The 21,127-nt window shown below is 63.2% G+C and carries 14 protein-coding genes; 12 read left to right on the top strand and 2 right to left on the bottom strand.

Features of this window, described 5'->3' with window-relative positions; translation table 11 throughout:
• Positions 1–327 precede the first annotated feature (327 nt).
• Positions 328–1,449, top strand: a complete 1,122-nt coding sequence (locus QD280_RS16240) for a phosphatidylserine/phosphatidylglycerophosphate/cardiolipin synthase family protein (protein ID WP_279840020.1) — start codon at positions 328–330, stop codon at positions 1,447–1,449.
• Positions 1,450–1,563: 114 nt separating this feature from the next.
• On the opposite strand, the gene QD280_RS16235 is transcribed toward QD280_RS16240, so the two are convergent.
• Positions 1,564–2,289 (bottom strand): YecA family protein, encoded by a 726-nt coding sequence (locus QD280_RS16235; RefSeq protein WP_279840019.1) that lies wholly within the window; start codon positions 2,287–2,289, stop codon positions 1,564–1,566.
• Positions 2,290–2,470: 181 nt separating this feature from the next.
• Between QD280_RS16235 and QD280_RS16230 the strand changes: the two genes are divergently transcribed.
• The 4 genes from QD280_RS16230 to QD280_RS16215 all read left to right on the top strand — a co-directional run bounded on the left by QD280_RS16230 (position 2,471) and on the right by QD280_RS16215 (position 7,466).
• Positions 2,471–3,127 carry a SprT-like domain-containing protein gene (locus QD280_RS16230; protein WP_192839392.1) on the top strand — a complete coding sequence of 219 codons (657 nt, stop codon included), beginning with the start codon at positions 2,471–2,473 and terminating at the stop codon, positions 3,125–3,127.
• Positions 3,128–3,403: 276 nt separating this feature from the next.
• Positions 3,404–5,350 (top strand): acetate--CoA ligase, encoded by a 1,947-nt coding sequence (gene acs, locus QD280_RS16225; RefSeq protein WP_175089115.1) that lies wholly within the window; start codon positions 3,404–3,406, stop codon positions 5,348–5,350.
• A 268-nt stretch (positions 5,351–5,618) separates the two neighbouring features.
• Positions 5,619–6,575 carry a DMT family transporter gene (locus tag QD280_RS16220; protein WP_279840018.1) on the top strand — a complete coding sequence of 319 codons (957 nt, stop codon included), beginning with the start codon at positions 5,619–5,621 and terminating at the stop codon, positions 6,573–6,575.
• Between the two features lie 228 nt (positions 6,576–6,803).
• Complete coding sequence (locus tag QD280_RS16215) at positions 6,804–7,466, top strand: response regulator transcription factor (RefSeq protein ID WP_043333788.1); 663 nt, start codon at positions 6,804–6,806, stop codon at positions 7,464–7,466.
• Positions 7,467–7,628: 162 nt separating this feature from the next.
• Here the strand turns inward: QD280_RS16215 and QD280_RS16210 are convergent, their stop codons facing one another.
• Positions 7,629–11,627 (bottom strand): NahK/ErcS family hybrid sensor histidine kinase/response regulator, encoded by a 3,999-nt coding sequence (locus QD280_RS16210; RefSeq protein ID WP_279840017.1) that lies wholly within the window; start codon positions 11,625–11,627, stop codon positions 7,629–7,631.
• A gap of 553 nt (positions 11,628–12,180) precedes the next feature.
• Here QD280_RS16210 and QD280_RS16205 point away from each other — a divergent pair.
• From QD280_RS16205 to aceK, 7 genes are all read left to right on the top strand, one after another.
• The gene (locus QD280_RS16205) at positions 12,181–12,438 is read left to right on the top strand and encodes a DUF4212 domain-containing protein (protein WP_043333789.1); all 258 of its coding nucleotides are present in this window, start codon (positions 12,181–12,183) and stop codon (positions 12,436–12,438) included.
• A 90-nt stretch (positions 12,439–12,528) separates the two neighbouring features.
• A complete protein-coding gene (locus QD280_RS16200) occupies positions 12,529–14,331 on the top strand; it encodes a sodium:solute symporter family protein (protein ID WP_054556853.1) in 1,803 nt (600 codons plus the stop codon).
• A 152-nt stretch (positions 14,332–14,483) separates the two neighbouring features.
• The gene (locus tag QD280_RS16195; protein ID WP_279840016.1) at positions 14,484–16,454 is read left to right on the top strand and encodes a DUF294 nucleotidyltransferase-like domain-containing protein; all 1,971 of its coding nucleotides are present in this window, start codon (positions 14,484–14,486) and stop codon (positions 16,452–16,454) included.
• Between the two features lie 28 nt (positions 16,455–16,482).
• Positions 16,483–17,127 (top strand): 3'-5' exonuclease, encoded by a 645-nt coding sequence (locus tag QD280_RS16190; RefSeq protein ID WP_279840015.1) that lies wholly within the window; start codon positions 16,483–16,485, stop codon positions 17,125–17,127.
• A gap of 555 nt (positions 17,128–17,682) precedes the next feature.
• Positions 17,683–17,904: a hypothetical protein gene (locus QD280_RS16185; protein WP_043333792.1), complete on the top strand. Its 222-nt coding sequence runs from the start codon at positions 17,683–17,685 to the stop codon at positions 17,902–17,904.
• Positions 17,905–18,132: 228 nt separating this feature from the next.
• Entirely contained in the window at positions 18,133–19,098 is a 966-nt protein-coding gene (gene ttcA, locus QD280_RS16180) for a tRNA 2-thiocytidine(32) synthetase TtcA (RefSeq protein ID WP_082388814.1), read from the top strand.
• Between the two features lie 217 nt (positions 19,099–19,315).
• Positions 19,316–21,094: a bifunctional isocitrate dehydrogenase kinase/phosphatase gene (gene aceK, locus QD280_RS16175; RefSeq protein WP_192839393.1), complete on the top strand. Its 1,779-nt coding sequence runs from the start codon at positions 19,316–19,318 to the stop codon at positions 21,092–21,094.
• Positions 21,095–21,127 lie beyond the last annotated feature (33 nt).

Here is a 21,127-nt window from a genome sequence, read left to right as displayed (position 1 = left end):
GGCTCTCGCAGGTGTGGACAAGGACGGACTACCGGAAACGACAATCTGTCGGCGTTCACGAATAAAGCATCGGGACGATGAATGAGGGTTGATTGCGACGTTTTCATGGTCTGGCTGGTAGCGCTCAGCGCGAGCATGATATTGAACATTATACGCATTCTGCCCGCAGGCGCCGTGCAGAGTACTTGGTGACTGAGTGCGTAGTGACTGAGTGCGTAGTGACTGAGTGCATAGTGACGAAGCGCACAGTGGCAGCATCTGGCGGTGCACCGTCATGGGCATCGCCATCTGTATCGTGCCGTGCAGGGAAATGACGGGAGGCAAGGCATGCTGGGAATGTGGCGATCAGGCAATCGATTCACCTTGCTGCCGGAAGGCGCGCGGTTTCTGCCCAGCATGCTGGAGGCGGTGGAGTCCGCGCGCCATTCCATCCTGCTCGAGCTGTATCTGGCCGAGAGCGGCCACCTCAGCCGCGTCCTGATCGATGCGCTGTGTGGCGCGCGCCGCCGCGGCGTGACGGTGCTGGTGCTGCTGGATGGCTTCGGCTCGCTGGGCCTTGAGGAAGCTGATCGCCAGCACATGATCGAGGCCGATATCCAGCTCAGGATCTACAACCCGATTTCCTGGTGGCGGCTGGGGCGCAATCTGACGCGGGATCATCGCAAGCTTTTGGTGGTCGATGGGGAGGTGGGCTTTACCGGCGGCTTCGGTGCGGTGGATGTCTTCGCCGAGGCCTGGTCGGAAGTCGCGATACGCATCGAGGGGCCGTGCATCAGTGACTGGGTGCGCCTGTTCGCACGCGTGTGGGACTCCGCGGCCAGTCGTGGCCATGGCAGTCGACGGGCGGTGCGCAGCATCAATGTGCGGGCGTGCCGGGTCGAGGGCTATCTGAGCATGCGTGGGCGGGTGGTCTGGGGGCATGGTTTCCGCTATCAGGCCATTCGTCATTCCCTGCAGCATCAGGCCAGCAGCTCACGCAAGCGGCTGTGGATCTGTACGCCATACTTCGTGCCGACCTTCAGCATGCGGCGGCGTCTCAAGCGCGCGGCGCGCCGGGGTGTCGATGTTCGATTGCTGATCGCCGGCCAGCATCATGACCACCCGGGCGTGCGCTCGGCGGGGCAGCGCTTCTATGCCGGGCTGCTCAAGGCGGGCGTGCGTATCCATGAATTCCAGCCCCGCTTTCTGCACGCCAAGTTCTCGCTGGCGGATGACTGGGTGACGCTGGGGTCATGCAACTTCGATCATTGGAGCCTGCAGTGGAATCTGGAGGCCAATCAGGAGGTGCAGGACCATCGCTTCGCCGCCGACGTCGCCACGCTGTTCGAGCATCACTTCGCCCACAGTGTCGAGATCACCCAGGTCGCCTGGCAGCGTCGGCCGCTGATGCAGCGCTGTCGCGAGTGGGGCTATGGCACCCTGGATAGCCTGGTGACGCGGCTGCGCTGAGCGGCTCGCAGCTGTCAGACTCGGCTGCGTGGAACCAAAACGCCGGACGACCCATGAGGTCGCCCGGCGTTGTCGTTTTCAAGGCTGCATGGCGTCAAGAGCGCCGTGGCGGGCTCAGCGCTTCTTGCCGCCCTTGCCACCGTTCTTGTTGCCACCCTTGCCAGCGCCCTTGTTGCCGGCGTGCTTGCTGCGCGGAATGCCGGCCGCCCCCGGTGCGGCGGAACCCTTGCGACGCGGCGACGGCTTGGGGCTTTCCGGCGGGACACGGTAGAGCAGGTAGAGGTCCAGCAGCAGTTCCGGCAGCTGGTTGACGAAGCGCTGGGCGCCGATCGGGTCGGCGATCAGCTCGCCGATCTCCGGGTCTTCATCGTCGAAGACGCCGGAGATGGCCATGAACGGCAGCAGCAGTTCGGCGGCCGCCTCTTCCTGGGTGCCGAACCAGGCCTCCTCGTCCATGAACACGCCTTCCATGAAGCCGGCACACCAGTCGCCGATCGGTGTCTCGACCGGGTCGGCACCGCCCAGCTCCAGCTCGAACAGCAGTTCCGGCAGTACGCCGTGCTCGAGGGCATCGATGGCGTTGGCACGCATCTGCTCGAACAGGGAGACGACTTCCGCTTCCTGCTGCGGGCTTTCGTAGCTTGGCTGCCCCTGGAAGAGTTCCGGCAGCCACAGGCTGGAGGGCACTTCGCGCGGCGCGATGGCCAGTGCCAGCATGAAGCCATGCGCACTGATGATATCGAGAGCTTCCGGGCCGACGATGTCGGACTCGAGGAATTCGTCGAGGATGTCGAGGGATTCATCATCCAGCAGCGGCTGGGTCTGGACAGGCTCGGCCATGGGGGAGTCTCACGTGCGATAAGGGGAGAAGTCGAACAGTGCCGCCTGGCTACCTGGGTGAACCAAGGGGAACCGGGCAGGCGTGAATGGCGCTAGTGTATCATTTCACGCCTCGAGGAGTGGTACGCTCGCTCGTCATCAGCTCATCCGTTCCATCGCTCTGCTGTCTGGTCATCGTGTCATGTCATCATCCACTCGTCGTGTCGTCAGTCGACACCGATTTGCGCCCGATCATGCCCTGGCCTGCCTGGGGGAGACCCCCGCGACGCCACTGCCGCTGGCCGATGCCGCCGCGCTCGAGGCGCTGACGGCACCTGCCCTGCACGCGACGCTGGAGGCGCAGGTGCTGGCATGTCTGGCACGCGCGCGTGCCCTGTTCCCCGAGCTGCGCATGCCGTCGGTCTCCTGCCGTCTCAAGGGGCGCACGGCGGGCACGGCGGATTCGGCGCGCCAGCGGCTGCGCTTCAATTGGCAGCTGCTCAGCGAGAACCGCCATCACTTCCTCAGCCAGACCGTCCCTCACGAGGTCGCGCACTGGGTGGTGATGGAGGTGGTCGAGCGCGCCGGCAAGACACGCGTCAAACCACATGGCCCCGAGTGGCAGCAGGTGATGACCAACCTCTACGGCATCCCGCCGGAGGTGACGCATCGCATGGATGTCTCGACTGCCAGTCCGGCGCCCTGGGCCTATGGCTGTGGCTGCGATACCGCGCACTATTTCAGCTCGCGACGCCACGCCAATGCCCAGCGCGGCCACCGCTATCGCTGTCGACGCTGTGGCCAGGAATTGAGCGGTCCCTTGAATGACCCGGCGCGCAATGCGTCGACTGCGCGTTGACGATCATTTCACTCGCTGGCGCGTCATTGCAAAGTGCGAGTCGCGCCAGAAGGTGTCTTTTCAGGCGGTTTCTGTCCTCCGAACGTCGCTGTGACCTTGGTGTAATTTGTTGATAAACAGTTGAAATAATTAGTAAAAATTTATCTACCAAGGTCTAGTGTGTGGCCCCCCCATGCTTGGGTTTAAGCTGAAATGGACTTGCCTCGGCTCGCCTGCGCTTCACGCATGCCGCGTGGGACAGCGAGTCGCCAGCCAATCCGTCAGAGGTCACGCCACATGAGCGAACATGCCAAGGTTCATCCGGTCACTCCCGATGCCGCCGCCCACGCCTGGGCAGACCGCGAGCGCTATCAGGCCATGTATCAGCAGTCCGTCGAGGCGCCGGAGACATTCTGGGCCGAGCAGGCCCAGTCACTGGACTGGTTCGATGCGCCCTCGGTGATCCGCAATACCAACTTCGGCCCCGGTGATGTCGATGTGCGCTGGTTCGAGGACGGCAAGCTCAACGTGGCGCACAACTGCCTCGATCGCCACCTCGCCGAGCGTGGCGATCAGGTCGCCATCATCTGGGAAGGGGACGACCCGAACGAGTCCCAGTCGATCACCTATCGCGAGCTGCATGCGCGTGTCAGCCAGTTTGCCAATGGCCTCAAGGAGTTGGGTGTCAAGCGGGGCGATGTGGTCACGCTGTACATGCCGATGATTCCCGAAGCCGCGATGGCGATGCTGGCCTGTACGCGTATCGGGGCCGTGCACTCGGTGGTGTTCGGTGGCTTCTCGCCGGACGCGCTGGCGGGGCGTATCGTCGATTCCAGCTCGCGCATCGTGATCACCGCCGATGAGTCACTGCGGGGTGGCAAGCGCGTGCCGCTAAAGGAAAACGTCGATGAGGCGCTGGAGCGTGATGGCACCGATTGTGTCGACCACGTGCTGGTGGTGCGGCGTACCGGCGGTGAGGTGAACTGGGGCAGTCGCGATGCCTGGTTCCATGAGCTGGTGGACCGTCAGTCCAGTGACTGCCCGGCCGAGGCGATGGGCGCCGAAGACCCGCTGTTCATCCTCTACACCTCCGGTTCCACCGGCACGCCCAAGGGCCTGAAGCACACCACGGGCGGTTATCTGCTCTATGCCGCGATGACCCATCGCTACGTGTTCGATTACCACGATGGCGATATCTACTGGTGCACGGCGGATGTCGGCTGGGTGACGGGCCACAGCTACATCGTCTACGGACCGCTGGCCAATGGCGCGACCACGCTGATGTTCGAGGGTGTGCCCAGCTATCCGACCCACGGGCGCATCGGCGAGATCGTCGACAAGCACCAGGTCAACATTCTCTATACCGCCCCGACCGCCGTGCGTGCGCTGATGGCACACGGTGACAGCGTGATGGACTCAAGCTCGCGCACGAGCCTGCGGCTGCTCGGCTCGGTGGGCGAGCCGATCAACCCCGAGGCCTGGGAGTGGTTCCACCGCGTGATCGGCAATGGCAATTGCCCGCTGGTGGACACCTGGTGGCAGACCGAGACCGGCGGCATCATGATCGCGCCGCTGCCGGGCGCGACCGACCTCAAGCCGGGCTCCGCCACGCTGCCGTTCTTCGGTGTGCAGCCGGCGCTGGTCGACAACGAGGGCAACATCCTCGAGGGCGCGACCGAAGGCAACCTGGTGATTCTCGACAGCTGGCCGGGGCAGGCACGTTCGATCTGGGGCAATCACGAACGCTACGTGCAGACCTACTTCTCCACCTATGCGGGCATGTACTTCACCGGTGATGGCTGTCGTCGTGACGAGGATGGCTACTACTGGATCACCGGGCGCGTCGACGATGTGCTCAACGTCTCTGGCCACCGCATGGGCACCGCCGAGATCGAGTCCTCGCTGGTGGCGCATGAGGCGGTTGCCGAGGCCGCCGTGGTCGGCTATCCCCATGACATCAAGGGCCAGGGCATCTACATCTACGTGACGCTCAACGACGGTATCGAAGCCAGTGATGAGCTCAAGAAGACGCTGACCCAGTGGGTGCGCAAGGACATCGGCCCGATCGCCTCGCCGGATGTCATCCAGTGGGCGCCGGGGCTGCCCAAGACGCGTTCCGGCAAGATCATGCGCCGCATCCTCAGGAAGATCGCCGCCAACGAGACCGACGGTCTCGGCGATACCTCGACCCTGGCGGACCCGTCAGTGGTGGACGATCTGATCGAGCAGCGCGCCAACCGCTGAACGCGTCGAGTGACGGTCATCGAGGCCTGACAAGACACGCAGCGACAGCGAAGCGCGGGAGCCTGGCTCCCGCGCTTTTTTGTGCGCCTGTCTGAGAGCATCTGCCTGTTCGTATTCCTGACCCGCGCTTTTGCGAAGTGCGAGACGTGAAAGGTTGGCCATCGAGGAGGCGCTGGCTTGATAATGACGTGGCAGCGCATGTGCCCGCGGAGTCCGTTCGCGCCTCGCTGCGCATTTCCCCAATCAATTCATGATCAAGGCCGCCCCCATGTCAGCAGGCAAGTCGGATGCATCCTGCCCCGCCTCTCAGTCAGACAGTTCTCCCGCCGCATCGTCGTCCACTGAGGGCGAGAATCGTCCTCGCGCCGTCATCCTGATGTGCCTGTCGGCGATCTCGTTCGCGCTGATGGGAGCGATGGTCAAGCTGAGCGGCGACCTGCCGCTGTTCGAGAAGGTCTTCGTGCGCAACCTGGTCAGTCTCGGCGTGGCGGTGGTGATGGTGCGCATGGCGGGCGCGCGCCTGCTGGGCCATTGGCATCACCAGCCGATGCTGATGGCGCGGTCACTGATCGGACTCGGCGGCGTGATGAGCTTCTTCTACGCCATCGATCATCTGCTGCTGGCAGATGCGACTATTCTGAATAAGCTATCGCCGTTCTTCGTCAGCATGTTCGCCGGCCTCTTCCTGGCCGAGCGCCTTGGTGGCTGGCGGCTGGTCGGCATGCTGGTCGCCTTCTCTGGCGCGGCGCTGGTCATCAAGCCGCAACTGGCATTTGCCGAGGGCGGGGTGGAGGCATTGTTGCCCGCCATGGTCGGGTTGGGTTCGGCAATGCTGGCGGGGGCGGCCTATACGCTCATCCGTGCGATGAGAGGGCGCGAGGCCTCGGCGACCATCGTGCTGCATTTCTCGCTGGTCTCCAGTGTGGTGACATTGGTGCCGATGTTGATGAATCCGGTGATGCCGAGCGGCCCTCAGGCGCTGGCCTTGCTGGGCATCGGCATCTTTGCGGCCGGCGGTCAGATTCTGATGACCACCGCCTATCGCCTCGCGCCGGCGGGGGAAGTGTCGATCTATTCCTATCTGACCATCGTGTTTTCGGCACTGGCGGGCTGGGCCATCTGGGGGGAGGTGCCGGATATCGCCAGTCTGATCGGCTTCGTGCTGATTGCCGGTGTCGCATTGATCGGCTGGCATGCCAGTCGCGTTGCGGGTAGGGTTGTCTGACTCACCATCCCCAGGATGCTGTCAGAATCAGCGCACGGATTGTTCGCTCGCCGGGCATCAATCCGTGCGATACTCGTGTTCCCCGAGCGAAACATCAGTACATCTTCCGATGGTGGGCTGCTTTGTTAAACGCACGTTTTATGGGGTAACATGCCAGAAAATAACGGCGATTGTTGACCGGCCAGGAAGGTCGGTGATGATCACCATCGGGGTTTTGGAGGAGACTCAATGGCCTTTGCCCAGAAGTTCATCGTTGCAGACGATCACCCGCTCTTTCGTGCCGCACTGACCCAGGCGCTTAGACAAGTCGCCTCTCAGGCGGAGATCGTCGAGGCTGACAGCATGGAAGCGACCAACGAAGTCGTTGCCCGCCATCCCGATGCCGACCTGATCCTGTTGGACCTGCACATGCCGGGAGCCCACGGCTTCTCCGGTCTGATCCAGTTGCGTGGCCAGACACCGGACATCCCGGTGGCGGTCGTGTCCGGTAGCGAGGAGCCCTACGTGGTGCGCCGCGCCATCGATTATGGGGCCTCCGGCTTCATTCCCAAGTCCGCCAGCCTCGACGTCATCGCCGAAGCCATCGGCGAGATCCTCGAAGGTGAGGTCTGGCTGCCGACGGACATCGCCGAGGCCATGGGCGAGTCTTCCGAAGATGAATCGCGCTTCGCCGAGGCGATCGCGTCACTGACGCCGCAGCAGTTCCGCGTGCTCAATATGCTGACGGAAGGTCTGCTCAACAAGCAGATCGCCTATGAGCTGAATGTGTCCGAGGCCACCATCAAGGCCCACGTGACCGCCATTCTGCGCAAGCTGGGCGTGCATTCGCGCACTCAGGCCGTCATCGCGGCCCAGCGTCTGGAAGTCGAGCCGCCGAAAGTCCGCTCCTGATCCTGCGTCAGCGCTTGAGCTGAGGTTCTCTTCGAAAGTCTTGCCCTCAAGCCACAAAAAGCCCGCCCTGTCGCTGACAGGGCGGGCTTTTTGCGTCATGGATGAAAGAGCTAGATGGCTAAAGAGCTAGAGGACGAAAGAACGACAGGCCAGCCCGCCTGATCAGGGGGCTGGGTCATCCGTCGCGGCGTCGGGAGCATCACTCGTGCCACTGGTGTGCTTCTCGGCGCGGTTGGCCTGCAGGGTGCGCGTCAGCAGCGCACGCAGTGCGGCGGGTCGTACCGGCTTGAGCAGCAGGTGATAGCCCGCACGGCGCACTTCCTCGGCGACCTCATCGGTGCGGTCGGCGGTGATCACGATGCCCGGCACCGAGCCCGCCAGACGTTCATCCAGCGCGTCCAGCGCCATCAGGCCAGTCACCTCGTTGTCGAGGTGGTAGTCGGCGAGGATGGCATCCGGATCACCATCCAGGTTGCGGATCACCGACTTGGCGCCGCCGATCGAGGTCGCCGTGAACACCTCGCAACCCCAGCCGGACAGCATCGCCTTCATGCCCTCGAGAATCAGGCTCTCGTTGTCGATGCACAGGACGCGAGTGCCGGTCAGCTTGTTGCCGGCGCGCTTGCGAGCCGGCACGGCATCCGGCAGCTCGGCCGCCGGCAGCTCCTTGCTGATCGGCACGCTGACGGCGAAGACGGTGCCGATGCCGACCCAGCTGCGCACCGTGATCGGGTGGTCGAGCACCCGGCTCATGCGTTCGGCGATCGACAGTCCCAGGCCGAGACCCTTCTCGCTTTCCTTGTGACGCTCGCTCTGATCGAGACGCCGGAATTCCTGGAAGATCTCGGTCAGCTTCGACTCGGGAATGCCGGGGCCGGTGTCCCAGACCTCGATGCGAATGCGATCGCCCAGACGGCGACAGCCCAGCAGCACATGGCCCTGGCGGGTATAGCGCACCGCGTTGGAGAGGAAGTTCTGCACGATGCGTCTGAGCATCTGGCCATCGGAATCCACCGCCAGCTGCGTCATCACCACTTTCAGGTCCAGTCCGCGGTCTTCCGCCATCACCTCGAACTCGGCCTTGAGCGGCTTGAGGATGTCGGAGAGGCGGAACACGCTGCGGCGTGGCGCCAGTGCCCCGGCATCCAGCTTGGAGATGTCGAGCAGGGTGCTGAGCAGTTCCTCGGCGGCCTGCAGCGAGTTGTCGATGTGATTGGTGGTGGTCTTCATCTCGCCTTCGACCTGCTGGGCGAGGGCGGAGGTGAACAGACGCGCCGCATTCAGTGGCTGCAGCAGGTCGTGGCTGGCCGCGGCCAGGAAGCGTGTCTTGGAGGCGTTGGCATCCTCGGCCAGTTGCTTGGCCTGACGCAATGCCTGCTCGGCTTCGGCGCGCACGCGGTTCTCGGTGCGCAGGGCCTCGTTGACCTGTGAAAGTTCCTGGGTACGCACGCGCACGCGCTCCTCCAGGTTCTCGTTGGTCTCCTTGAGGGCGATCTCCGCCAGGCGTCGCTCGGTGATGTCCTGATAGAGCGCGAAGAAGCCGAGGATGTTGCCCTTGGTGCTGAAGTGCGGCGTATAGGTGACCAGCATGTAGCGCACGCCGCCTTCCGGGGCTTCCAGCGAGATCTCGAAGGAGACCCGTTCACCGGATAGCGCGCGCGTCATCCACGGCGCGCGTTGGCGATAAATGTCTTCCGGCATCGCCTCTTCGGCGGGCTCGCCGATCACGGCGGTACGGTCGATGCCCATCACCGCTTCATAGGCACGGTTGGTGAAGAGGTAGCGACACTCCTTGTCGAAGTAGGCGATCAGCGCCGGCACGTTATCGGTGTAGATGCGGATGTTGTTTTCCGAGCGGATCAACGCCTCTTCGGTGCGCTTCTGCTGGGTGATGTCCTGATAGGTGTAGACGAAGCCGCCACCGGGCATCGGATTGCCCTGGATCTCCATCACGCTGTCATCCTGGCGATAGCGCACGTAGCGGTGCGGCTCGCCGTTGCGGATGGCGTCCAGCAGCTGGTCGACGTGCTCTTCGGGGTCGCCCGGGCCGTATTCGCCGTTGTGGGCGTTGTAGCGGAAGATGCGATCGATGGGCGCGCCGACCCGGATCAGGTTGTCAGGGAAGCGGAACATGTCCAGGTAGCGCTGGTTCCACACTACCAGGCGCATGTGCTGGTCGACCACGCTGATGCCCTGGTGGATGTTCTCGATGGTCGCCTGCAGCAGGGCGCGGTTGAATTCGAGCACCTGCGAGGCTTCATCGACGATGGAGATGACATCCGAGATGCCGATGCCGCGACCCTGCAGCGCCGAGTTGACGACGATGCGTGCCGAGGAGGCGCCGAGTACCGAGGCCAGGAAGCGCTCGGTGAACTGGATCAGGTCGATGGAGGCGCGTGCATGCAGCTCCAGCGGCTGGCCGCTGCGGCGTGCGTAGTCCTCGAAGGCGCGCTCGACCTGCTCGTGGCTGAGGAAGCGTTCGCACAGGACGCGCAGGTCCGAGACGGAGGTGGAGCCGGTCCAGGGGCGCGAGACACTGGTCTGGCGGGTCTCGACACTGTCGACGAACAGCGAGGCCTGGATGCGCTCGACCACGCGCTGCGGCGTCATCTGCGAGACGAAGATGTAGCAGAACAGGTTCAGGCCGAGAGACAGCATCACGCCGTGGGTCAGCGGGTCATTGAAGCGGAAGCCGAACAGGCCATGCGGCGACAGCCAGTCGATGCCCAACGGCCCTTGGTTGACGATCTCGGCCGGCATCAGGCCCGCCTGTGCCAGTGCCGGCACGAGCAGGGTCCAGGCCCAGACCGCGAAGCCGACATTCAGGCCGACGATGACGCCGAGGCGATTGCCGCGCTTCCAGTAGAGGCCACCCATCAGCGAGGGTGCGAACTGGGCGACGGCGGCAAACGACAGCAAGCCGATGGCAGAGAGGGTGCTGTATTCGGCGATCAGCAGATAGAAGCCGTAGGCCAGCGCCAGGATCATCACGATGGTCAGACGGCGCGCCAGCAACACGATATGGCTGTAGTCGCGCGCCTCGGTATCGAACCAGCGCAGGCGGAACAGCAACGGAATCACGATCTCGTTGGAGATCATGATCGAGACCGCGACGGCGGCGACGATCACCATGCCGGTGGCGGCGGAGAAGCCGCCGATGAAGGTCAGCAGGGTCAGCCAGGTCTGGTCCGCCGCCATCGGCAGCGCCAGCACGAAGCTGTCCGGTGACACCGAACCATCGGGGAACATGGTCAGGCCGGCGGCGGCGATCGGCAGCACGAAGAAGGAGATGGCGACCAGGTAGATCGGGAACATCCAGCGCGCACGGCGGGCGTCATCGTGGTGGGTGTTCTCGACCACCGCGACGTGGAACTGACGCGGCAGGCAGAAGATCGCCAGCATCGCCAGCAGCGTCTGGGCCCAGAATCCGGTGCCGAAGGTCTGGGTCTCCAGCTGCTGCTGCAGCTCCAGATAGGTATCGGCCTTGGTGAACAGATCGCTCAGGCCATTGAACATGCCCCAGGTGACATAGACGCCCAGGGTCAGGAAGGCGACCAGCTTGACCAGCGATTCGAAGGCGATCGCCTGCAACAGGCCGACATGGTGCTCGGTGGCGTCGGTGTGGCGGGTGCCGAACAGGATGGCGAACAGCGCCATGATCGCCGCGACATAGAAGGCGGTATCGCCCAGCCAGGCGGTCCGCGTGACATCGCTGGTGTCGGTGAGTACCTGATAGGCGCTCGAGACGGCCTTCAGCTGCAGGGCGATGTAGGGCAGGGTGCCGACCAGGGCCACCAGCGAGGCGAACACCGCCAGCGACTGTGTCTTGCCGTAGCGCGAGGCGATGAAGTCGGCGATCGAGGTGATGTTCTGGCGCTTGGCGACCCGAATCATCTTGAGCAGAATCGGCCAGAACAGCAGACAGGCCAGAATCGGCCCGATGAAGATGCTCAGATAACTCCAGCCGCTGGTCGCGGCCTGCCCGACGCTACCGTAGAAGGTCCAGCTGGTGCAGTAGACCGCAAGCCCCAGACTGTAGACCGCTGGGCGCCGATTCGGCGACCCGTGTTTCTTGGCGTTGCGATCCCCCCGCCATGCAATCGTGAACAGCACCGCGATATATGCGAGTGCCACTGCGATCAGCCACCAACCCTGGAACATGTCGCTCTCCTCTCTGGAAGCGCCATTCTACGCAGCCCCGCCACGAGTCCCAAGCATTGTGCATGACAGACTCGGCGTCTTGAGAGTCGTGGGGAAGAGGCCGTGTCATCCATTGCCACGCAGACGCCTCGATGATTGGCGTCAAGAAGCCGGAAATGGCGTCTGCACAACGGGCCTGTTTTCCGGCATTGGCCAATGTCATGCGCGCAATACGTCGAAGCTTTCGCCGATCATTCTTCGCCCATTTGGCCAATAGACCAAGGGATTGCATCTTTAGGATATGAATCAACTTGTTGATTTCAAATGAATTGCATCGTTCTCAACTTTGCTCCATCAGGGATGGCTGACATTCTCGACTAAAGTCAGCCTGCAGCGTTGCAGGGCCTTGTCTACTGTCAGATTCGAGTCGCCAAGTTTCCTGTCATGCCTTGAAAGGCGCAGGAAATACCCATCAACCGCCGAGAAAGGATCATCCGCTGACGGGTGGTCATCGATCTCCGGATCGCCAATCACTCCACTTCGCCAATCACAATAACAATGCGAGAACACCATCATGAAGGAAGCGAATGCCAAGGCGTATTGGTCCGCCAATATCAAACTGATCATGGGCTATCTCGTGGTCTGGTTCGTGGTGTCCTATGGATGCGGGATATTGCTGGTGGACGTGCTGAACAACATCCAGTTCTTCGGTTTCAAGTTGGGCTTCTGGTTTGCGCAACAGGGGGCAATCTACTTCTTCCTCGCGCTGATCATTCTGTATGCCCGTTCGATGAACAAGCTCGATGAGCGCTTCGATGTTCACGAGCAATGAGTCAGTGACACGCCGGGCACAGGCCGCTCGTCGTGCCGCGCCGTTGTGTGAATAAGAACAATATGATCGACATCGCCAAGGACACTGCCAATGGATGTTCAACTGCTGACCTATCTGTTCGTGGGCGCGTCATTTGCGCTCTATATCGGGATCGCGGTGTGGTCGCGAGCCGGTTCCACCAAGGAATTCTATGTCGCCGGGGGTGGCGTTCACCCCATCGCCAACGGGGCAGCGACCGCCGCTGACTGGATGTCGGCGGCCTCGTTCATCTCGATGGCGGGCATCATCGCCTATGTCGGCTATGACGCCTCCGTCTACCTGATGGGCTGGACCGGCGGCTACGTCCTGCTGGCCATGCTGCTGGCACCGTACCTGCGCAAGTTCGGCAAGTTCACGGTGCCGGACTTCGTCGGTGACCGTTACTACTCCAGCGTCGCGCGCACCGTGGCGGTGGTCTGCGTCATCTTCATTTCCTTCACCTATGTCGCCGGCCAGATGCGCGGTACCGGCATCGTCTTCGCGCGCTTCCTCGAGGTGGACGTGAACGTCGGCGTGGTGATCGGCATGGCGATCGTCTTCTTCTATGCGGTACTCGGCGGCATGAAGGGCATCACCTATACCCAGGTGGCCCAGTACTGCGTGCTGATCTTCGCCTTCCTGGTGCCGGCGGTGTTCCTGTCGATCATGATGACGGGCCACGTGCTGCCGCAGACCGGTTTCGGCGGCACTCTGGTCGATGCCCAGGGCAATGACACCGGCGTCTATCTGCTGCACAAGCTCGATCAGGTGGTGACCGATCTCGGCTTCCGCGAGTACACCGAGGGTTCCAAGTCCACCATCGATGTCTTCTTCATCACCGCCGCGCTGATGTGCGGTACTGCGGGCCTGCCCCACGTCATCGTGCGCTTCTTCACGGTGCCGACGGTCAAGGATGCGCGTATCTCCGCCGGTTGGGCGCTGTTCTTCATCGCACTGCTCTACACCACTGCGCCGGCCGTGGGTGCCTTCGCGCGGGTGAATCTGGTCGAGACCGTCAACGAGACGGCCTATGAGGAGCTGCCGGGCTGGTTCTACAACTGGGAGAACACCGGGCTGATCGGCTGGGTCGACAAGAATGGCGACGGCATCATCCAGATGCGTGGCGGTGATCCCTTCGCGGGCAAGCCGAGCTACGAAGGCAGCGCCGACAGCCAGGCGGCCCGCGGTGAGTACGGTCAGCGTCTGGTGAGCAACACGCCCACCGACAACGAGAGCGAGGTCTACATCGACCGCGACATCATCGTGCTGGCCAACCCGGAGATCGGCAACCTGCCGGCATGGGTCATCGCACTGGTGGCGGCGGGTGGGGTGGCGGCAGCACTCTCGACGGCGGCCGGTCTGTTGCTGGTCATCTCGTCGGCCATCTCACATGACCTGCTCAAGAAGACCTTCAAGCCAGACATCAGCGAGAAGCAGGAGCTGATGGCGGCACGCATGGCGGCGGCCGTGGCCATCGTGATCGCCGGTTACTTCGGCATCAATCCGCCAGGCTTCGTGGCGCAGGTGGTGGCCTTTGCCTTCGGGCTTGCGGCATCGAGCTTCTTCCCGGTCATCCTGCTGGGGATCTTCTCCAAGCGCATGAACAAGGAAGGTGCCATCGCGGGCATGCTGGTCGGCCTGGTCTTCACCTTCAGCTACATCGTCTACTTCAAGTTCATCTCGCCGGAACTCAACAGCGCCGAGAACTGGTTGCTGGGTGTGTCGCCGGAGGGGATCGGCTCGCTGGGCATGGTGCTCAACTTCGTCGTCGCGGTCATCGTCTGCAAGATGACCCCGCCGCCGCCCGAGCACATCCAGCATATCGTCGAGGACATTCGTGTTCCGCGCGGGGCCGGAACAGCAGTGGATCACTGATTCAGGCAGCAGGGCCTGTTCGCGCAGCACGCAGCATCGGTGCGAACAGGCCCCCGTTTCCCGAAGCCCCGTCTTGCACCTGCAGGCGGGGCCTCGTGGTTTGAGGGCTCGTGCATCGATCAGCGCTGCACGCGCAGAGGGGAGTCGCTGTCATGCAAGCGTCACTGGTGGATATCGCGTTCGAGGAGCCGCCGTTCAGTCTGCTGGATGAGCGTCTTCGGCAACGGCTGGCCGAAGGGGTGGACCTTCACTATTTCGAGGCGCTGGCGCAGCCGCTGGTGCCGGGGGCCGTCGGTGAGGCGGTCTACATCATTCACAAGGGCGAGGTGGCGGAACTGGCCGCCGATTCGGCACTGCCGGACGCCGCCACGCTCGACAAGGCGCAGCGAGAGGGGCTGGATGCCTGGGTCAGCCTGCGCATCGGTCATTACACCGCGGGGGACCTGTTCGGGGCGCTGACGCTGCTCAATGGCCATTGCCGCACCCGCTTCGTCTGCGAGCAGGAGACGCTGTGCTATCAGCTGCCCGCACAGCTGTTCTTCTCGCTGTGCGACGAGTGTCCTGACTTCGGTGAGTACTTCCAGCACAGCCTGAGTGACAAGGCGCGGCTGCTGGCGGCGCAGCGTGACACCCGTCAGGGCGCGAGTCGCGACCAGGAGGGCTTCATGCTGGCGCGGGTGATGGACTGCATGCGTCCGCCGCTCAAGCTGGCGGCCAGCGCCAGTATCGAGCAGGGCGTCAAGGCCATGCAGACGGCGGGGGCGGACAGCCTGATCATCTCTGTCGAGGGGCGTCAGGGCGTGGTGACACGCACGGACCTGCTCAATGCGCTGGTGATTCAGGGCTTGGCTGCCAATCATCCGCTCGCCTCGCTGGGCAGCTTTGCGCTGGTGGCGGTCACGGCGGAGGAATATCTGTTCCAGGCGCTGGTGCAGATGACTCGCCACCGGGTCGCGCGGGTCGTGGTCAAGGAGCGCCTGACGCCTGACGCGGCGGTCGTCGGGGTCATCGAGCTGACCGACGTGCTGGGGTTCTTCTCCAATCGCAGTCAGCTGGTGAGTCTCGAGATCGAGCGCGCCTCTGACATGGCGGCGCTTGAGCAGGCCAGTGCGCGTCTGCCGGAAATGGTCAGGGCGCTGGCGATGCAGGGGGTACACATGCGTCATGCGATGGCGCTGTTGAGTGCGCTCAACGGGCGCCTGATCGAGCGCACCTTCGCCATGCTGGTGGCGGAGGAGCACCGGGCCTCGAGTTGCCTGATGCTGATGGGCAGCGAAGGGCGCGGCGAACAGATCCTCAAGACCGATCAGGACAATGGGCTGATCATCGCCGATGGCCACCAGTGGCCCGAAAACGAGGACACCCTGCAGCGCTTCAGTGACGCCCTGGCGGGTCTCGGCTATCCACCATGCCCGGGCAACATCATGGTTTCCAATCCGGAGTGGGTCGCCACCGAGTCGCGCTGGCGCGGCAAGATCGCACGCTGGTGCGCCGGGCGCGATGGCGAGGCGCTGATGAATCTGGCCATCGTCTTCGACGCGCGCGCCAGCGGCGGCAATGAAGCGCTGGTCGACAGCTTGCGCGGACACCTGGTACGCCACGCCACGCGCGATGAACTGCTGCTGTCGCACTTCGCGCGCCCGGCGCTGCATTTCTCGACTCCGCTGACGCTGTTCGGTTCCTTGCGTTCGCCGCGTCACGGCATCGATATCAAGAAGGGCGGCATCTTCCCCATCGTGCATGGCGTTCGCACCATGGCGCTGGAACGCGGAGTGATGGCCACCGGCACCTTAGCGCGGCTTGAGGCGCTGGTCAGTGATGGGCGTATCGAGGCCAGCGACAGCGCTGACCTTGCCGAGGCACTGTCGCTGTTTGCCGAGTTGCGTCTGCGCCAGCAGCTGCGCCATCTGGAAGAGGACGAACATGGCGCTGCCGTCGGCGGGGCTAGCGACTCGCGAAGGGATGGCCAGGAAAAGACCACGGCGGCGCGGGAGGCGGGGAGTCGCAACCTGATCATCACCCAGTCGCTGTCCTCGTTGGAGCGTGATCTATTGCGCGATGCCCTGAGCCGGGTCAAGGACTTCAAGCAGCGCCTGTCACATCGTTATCACCTGGAATACTGAACCGGCCTCAGGGCCGAGGGGAGGTGGCATGTTCGAACAACTGAGACGCGCCAGTGATCGTCGTCGTCATGCACAGGGCGAGTTTGCCGAGCTCTTTCGTCCCTGGCATGCCGCCGAGCGGGGCGGGGAGCGTGTGGCGCTGGACTGCGAGACCACCAGTCTCGATGTCGGCCACGCCGAGCTGGTCTCGCTGGCGGCGGTGCGTTTCGATGCGCGCCATATCCATACCTCCAGCGCACTGTCGCTCTACCTGCAATGCCCGCAAGGGCTGCAGGGCGACTCGATCCGCATCCATCGTCTGCGCGGTATCGATCTGCATGGCGGAGAAGCGCTGGGCGATGCGCTGCGACAACTGCTGGAGTTCATCGGCAATCGTCCGCTGGTGGGCTGGTGCATCGACTTCGATGTCGCGGTGATCAACCGTCACCTACGGCCACGCTTCGGCTTTGATCTGCCCAACCAGCGTCACGATCTGGCGCGCGATTACGTCCGGCGCTGCAAGCATGAGCAGCCGGATGCCGCCCCGGACCTGCGTTTCGAGGCGATGGCAGATGCCCTGGGCGTGCCGGTGATCGGTCGCCACAGCGCGCTGGGGGACGCCGTGACCAGTGCGCTGATGGCGCAGCGCCTGATGCAGGCACCGCTGTCGCCATCGCTGGCCAGCCACGCCTGAGCGGGGCTTATGTCAGGAGCTTATGGCAGGTGCTCTGACAGGGGCTTATGTCAGGGGCTTGGGTAGGCGCTGGGCTGGCTCTGAGTAGGCACTGGATGAGTGTCAGGCCCGGTATCAGACGTCTCATCAGCCGACATCATCCTCAAGGCTATTATTCCAAGGTCTGTTGCCGGAATGTCCAATGGCCCGGCTCACTGCCTTTGTCCACACTGGCTGCCATACGACACGCCCACTGCGGCGAGAGGTCGACTCTGATTACACGCCAGTGCACTACCGGCCAGCAGGACGGCCAAGCCATGCAGGATGCAAGACCGAGCAGCTTTGATAACCATAATGAAGCGGCGACAGCGAGCAAAGGCCACGCGTGATATGGACCTGCTGTCAGCCAGCCTCTGTCAGGCCTGAGGACGGCATCATTCTCTTCAGGATCGTCATCACTGCGCCAGGTGATGACTGTCGGGCCCCGGGCATCTGCTCGGGGCCCGGCTTCAGATAAGGCATCCGCCCGCGATTGCCTTCCTTATGACTCAGGGGTACTTGCCCACGAGGTGCGACATGCTGATCGCGACCAATACGCTGTTGATTCTTGGCCTGGCCATCGTGCTGTTTGCCTACGGCCTCTATATTCGCCGGACACAGGACATGCGCGGTGTGCTGATGTTCTGGTCACGCAAGCTTGCGCTCACTGCGCTTGAATTCAGACTGCAACGCTTCGGTATCCTCGTGATGCTGGGCGGGGTGGTGATCCGCTATCTGGAAGTGCTGCGCCTTTTCTAGCCTGCGCCTTTTCTAGCTTGCACGGACGTCCTGCAAGCGCCGCTGTTCCCCACGGCGCATACCAAATGCCAACGCCCGCTGACTGCGGGCGTTGGCGTATCTTGCGTCGGCGTCACGCCACCTTTTCAGATAGGGGCAGGCCGCCCCGCCTGAAGCATGCTGCCTCTGTGACCGTCTACTGGCCAATGCTAGACTGTGCGCCCCTCCAAACTGCCAGCCTGATGCCCCATGTTCACACCCGATAGCGAGCTTTCGTCCAGCCCCACTGATGCGGCCACTGCCAAGCGCGAACTGAACAAGTTGCAGAAGCGCCTGCGGCGCAATGTCGGTACCGCCATCACCGATTACGGCATGATCCGTGATGGTGACAAGGTGATGGTGTGCCTGTCCGGGGGCAAGGATTCCTACACCATGCTGGATATCCTGATGAACCTGCAGCGCAATGCGCCGGTGCAGTTCACGCTGGTGGCAGTGAATCTCGATCAGAAGCAGCCCGGCTTCCCGGAACATGTGCTGCCGGCATGGCTCGAGTCGGTGGGCGTCGAGTACCACATCCTCGAGCGCGACACCTATTCCATCGTCAAGGAGAAGGTGCCGGAGGGCAAGACGACCTGCGGGCTGTGCTCGCGCCTGCGTCGCGGCTCGCTGTATGGCTTCGCCGCCGAGATCGGCGCGACCAAGATCGCCCTCGGTCACCACCGCGACGACATCCTCGAGACGCTGTTCCTGAACATGTTCTTCGGTGGCAAGCTCAAGACGATGCCGCCCAAGCTGCTCTCCGATGACCAGCGCCATATCGTGATTCGCCCGCTGGCCTATTGCCGTGAGTCCGATATCGAGGCCTATTCCAACGCCCGCGAGTTTCCGATCATTCCCTGCAACCTGTGCGGCTCGCAGGAGAATCTGCAGCGTCAGGTGGTCAAGGAGATGCTGCAGGACTGGGAGAAGAAGCATCCGGGGCGGCTGGAAACCATGTTCCATGCCGTTACCTCGGTGGCGCCGTCACATCTGGCAGACCGTGACCTGTTCGATTTCGCCGGCCTGGATGAGCAGCGTGACCGCTTCCAGGCCTCGCGCATCGATGCGCTGGACATGAGTTCCGAGCAGGCCGGCATGGCCGATGACCTGTTCGAGGCCGAGCGCCGCGTCAAGCCGCTGGCCGACTCGGCGGCCTCGCTGGGGCATGAGCTGTAAGCCACGCGCACAGGCTATCGTCAGACATCATGAACGCCACCTCGCTTGCGGGGTGGCGTTCTGCGTTTCAGGCGGTCTGCTGCCACTCCGGCCTTGGTGGATGACGCAGGTAGCGTGAGTCAGGGTTGAAGGCCCGCGACCATTGTCGTCTCGCTTGCTGGCGCGACAGTCCGCATGCTTTGGTCATGTCAGGTGACTGAAGGGCAGGGAGGCGGCGATGGGCAATGATGTGGACAGTGACGAGCGCGGCAATGGCCAGCAGGGCCAGCGGCTGGCGGCGACCGTATTGCATGGCTTCGATGAATATCGATCACGCTTCAAGCAGATCTCCAGTGATGCGCGGCGGCGCTTCATCGAGGCCGACTGGCGGGAAGCCCAGCAGGCCTCCGCCGCGCGCATCAACCTCTACGACGAGAAGGTCGCCGCCACCATGGAGCGGCTGGAGCGCGCCTTCGAGCCCGACCGCCTGTGCGAGTGCACCCTGTGGGGCGAGGCCAAGCGGCAGTACATGGCTCTGATCGATCAACGCCTCGACTACAAGCTGGCCGAGACCTTCTACAACTCCATCTTCTGCAGCGTGTTTTCCCATCGTCACATCCGCGACGACTGGATGTTCGTCTCGCCATCCCGCCAGAGGCCGGCACGCCATTCCGGCTTGAGCATCAGCCATCGGGTTCCGGTCGAGGGTGACTGGGCCGGGGCACTCGAATCCGTGCTCAACGAGGCGCCGCTGGGGATCGCTTTCGAGCATCAGGGGCGCGATGTGACGCTGGGCGCCGAGATGTTGCTCGCGACGCTGCCTGAGGCGGTGCGCGATGCGCCGGACGCCGCTTTCGAGATGCTGCGCAGCGTCTTCTATCGCAACAAGGGGGCCTATCTGGTCGGGCGCATCGAGGGTGGCGGCCAGACCCTGCCGCTGGTGTTGCCGGTGCTGCATACCGAGCGCGATGGCGTCTATCTGGATACCGTGATCATCGAGCCGGAAGAGGTCTCGATCATCTTCTCCTTCACGCGGGCCTATTTCCAGGTCGAGATCGAAGTGCCCAGCGAGGTGGTCGGGTTCCTGCAGACCCTGATGCCCGAGAAGCCCATCGGCGAGCTGTACGCTGCCATCGGCTTCTACAAGCATGGCAAGACCGAGCTGTTCCGCGGCCTCAACCAGCATGTGGCGAGTCGCTCCGATCAGTTCATCATCGCGCCGGGCGTACGCGGCATGGTGATGGCGGTCTTCGTGCTGCCCAGTTACCGGCTGGTGTTCAAGCTGATCAAGGACCGCTTCGCCCCCGGCAAGGACATGAGTCGTGATCAGGTGCGCGAGAAGTACCGTCTGGTCAAGCGCCATGATCGGGTCGGGCGACTGGCCGATACGCAGGAATTCTCGAACTTCACCGTCGGCAAGGACCACTTCGACCCGGCCTGCCTCGAAGAGTTGCTGGAGGTGTGCAGCTCGTCGATCAGCCTGCGCGGCAACAAGGTGCTGATCCGTCACTGCTATACCGAGCGCATGATGACGCCGCTCAACCTGTATCTCGAGGAGTGTGACGCCGAGGAAACCCGCGCGGTGCTCAATGATTATGGCAATGCGATCAAGCAGTTGGCTGCCGCTGACATTTTCCCCGGCGACATGTTGCTCAAGAATTTCGGCGTCACGCGCCACGGACGGGTGGTCTTCTATGACTACGACGAGATCAGCTACCTGACCGAGTGCAACTTCCGTGAGATTCCCGAGGCACGTTACCCTGAGCAGGAACTGGCCAGCGAGCCCTGGTATTCGGTGGGGCCCAACGACATCTTCCCCGAGGAGTTCGGCCCCTTCCTGTTTGCCGATATTCAGCTGCGCAAGCTGTTCTACGAGCTGCATCCCGAGATCTTCCAGGCCAGCTGGTGGCGTGGCCTGCAGGACGCCATCGCGCAAGGGCGCGTGATCGATGTCTATCCCTATCGCAACAAGCGGCGCTTCGGTGTCGATCGCAGTCAGGATTTCATCGATGACTGAGTGTGATCGCCGTGTCCGCTGTTCGATCCTGTC

It is taken from the genome of Cobetia sp. 1AS1, assembly GCF_029846435.1.
GTDB lineage: Bacteria > Pseudomonadota > Gammaproteobacteria > Pseudomonadales > Halomonadaceae > Cobetia > Cobetia amphilecti.
This window is presented reverse-complemented; position numbering and strand designations above follow the sequence as displayed.

What these genes read in the sequence shown, in the direction of transcription:
- QD280_RS16240 (WP_279840020.1), top strand. Translation starts at nt 328, where the DNA reads ATGCTGGGAATGTGGCGATCAGGCAATCGATTCACCTTGCTGCCGGAA.
- QD280_RS16235 (WP_279840019.1), bottom strand. Translation starts at nt 2,289, where the DNA reads ATGGCCGAGCCTGTCCAGACCCAGCCGCTGCTGGATGATGAATCCCTC.
- QD280_RS16230 (WP_192839392.1), top strand. Translation starts at nt 2,471, where the DNA reads ATGTCATCATCCACTCGTCGTGTCGTCAGTCGACACCGATTTGCGCCC.
- acs (WP_175089115.1), top strand. Translation starts at nt 3,404, where the DNA reads ATGAGCGAACATGCCAAGGTTCATCCGGTCACTCCCGATGCCGCCGCC.
- QD280_RS16220 (WP_279840018.1), top strand. Translation starts at nt 5,619, where the DNA reads ATGTCAGCAGGCAAGTCGGATGCATCCTGCCCCGCCTCTCAGTCAGAC.
- QD280_RS16215 (WP_043333788.1), top strand. Translation starts at nt 6,804, where the DNA reads ATGGCCTTTGCCCAGAAGTTCATCGTTGCAGACGATCACCCGCTCTTT.
- QD280_RS16210 (WP_279840017.1), bottom strand. Translation starts at nt 11,627, where the DNA reads ATGTTCCAGGGTTGGTGGCTGATCGCAGTGGCACTCGCATATATCGCG.
- QD280_RS16205 (WP_043333789.1), top strand. Translation starts at nt 12,181, where the DNA reads ATGAAGGAAGCGAATGCCAAGGCGTATTGGTCCGCCAATATCAAACTG.
- QD280_RS16200 (WP_054556853.1), top strand. Translation starts at nt 12,529, where the DNA reads ATGGATGTTCAACTGCTGACCTATCTGTTCGTGGGCGCGTCATTTGCG.
- QD280_RS16195 (WP_279840016.1), top strand. Translation starts at nt 14,484, where the DNA reads ATGCAAGCGTCACTGGTGGATATCGCGTTCGAGGAGCCGCCGTTCAGT.
- QD280_RS16190 (WP_279840015.1), top strand. Translation starts at nt 16,483, where the DNA reads ATGTTCGAACAACTGAGACGCGCCAGTGATCGTCGTCGTCATGCACAG.
- QD280_RS16185 (WP_043333792.1), top strand. Translation starts at nt 17,683, where the DNA reads ATGCTGATCGCGACCAATACGCTGTTGATTCTTGGCCTGGCCATCGTG.
- ttcA (WP_082388814.1), top strand. Translation starts at nt 18,133, where the DNA reads ATGTTCACACCCGATAGCGAGCTTTCGTCCAGCCCCACTGATGCGGCC.
- aceK (WP_192839393.1), top strand. Translation starts at nt 19,316, where the DNA reads ATGGGCAATGATGTGGACAGTGACGAGCGCGGCAATGGCCAGCAGGGC.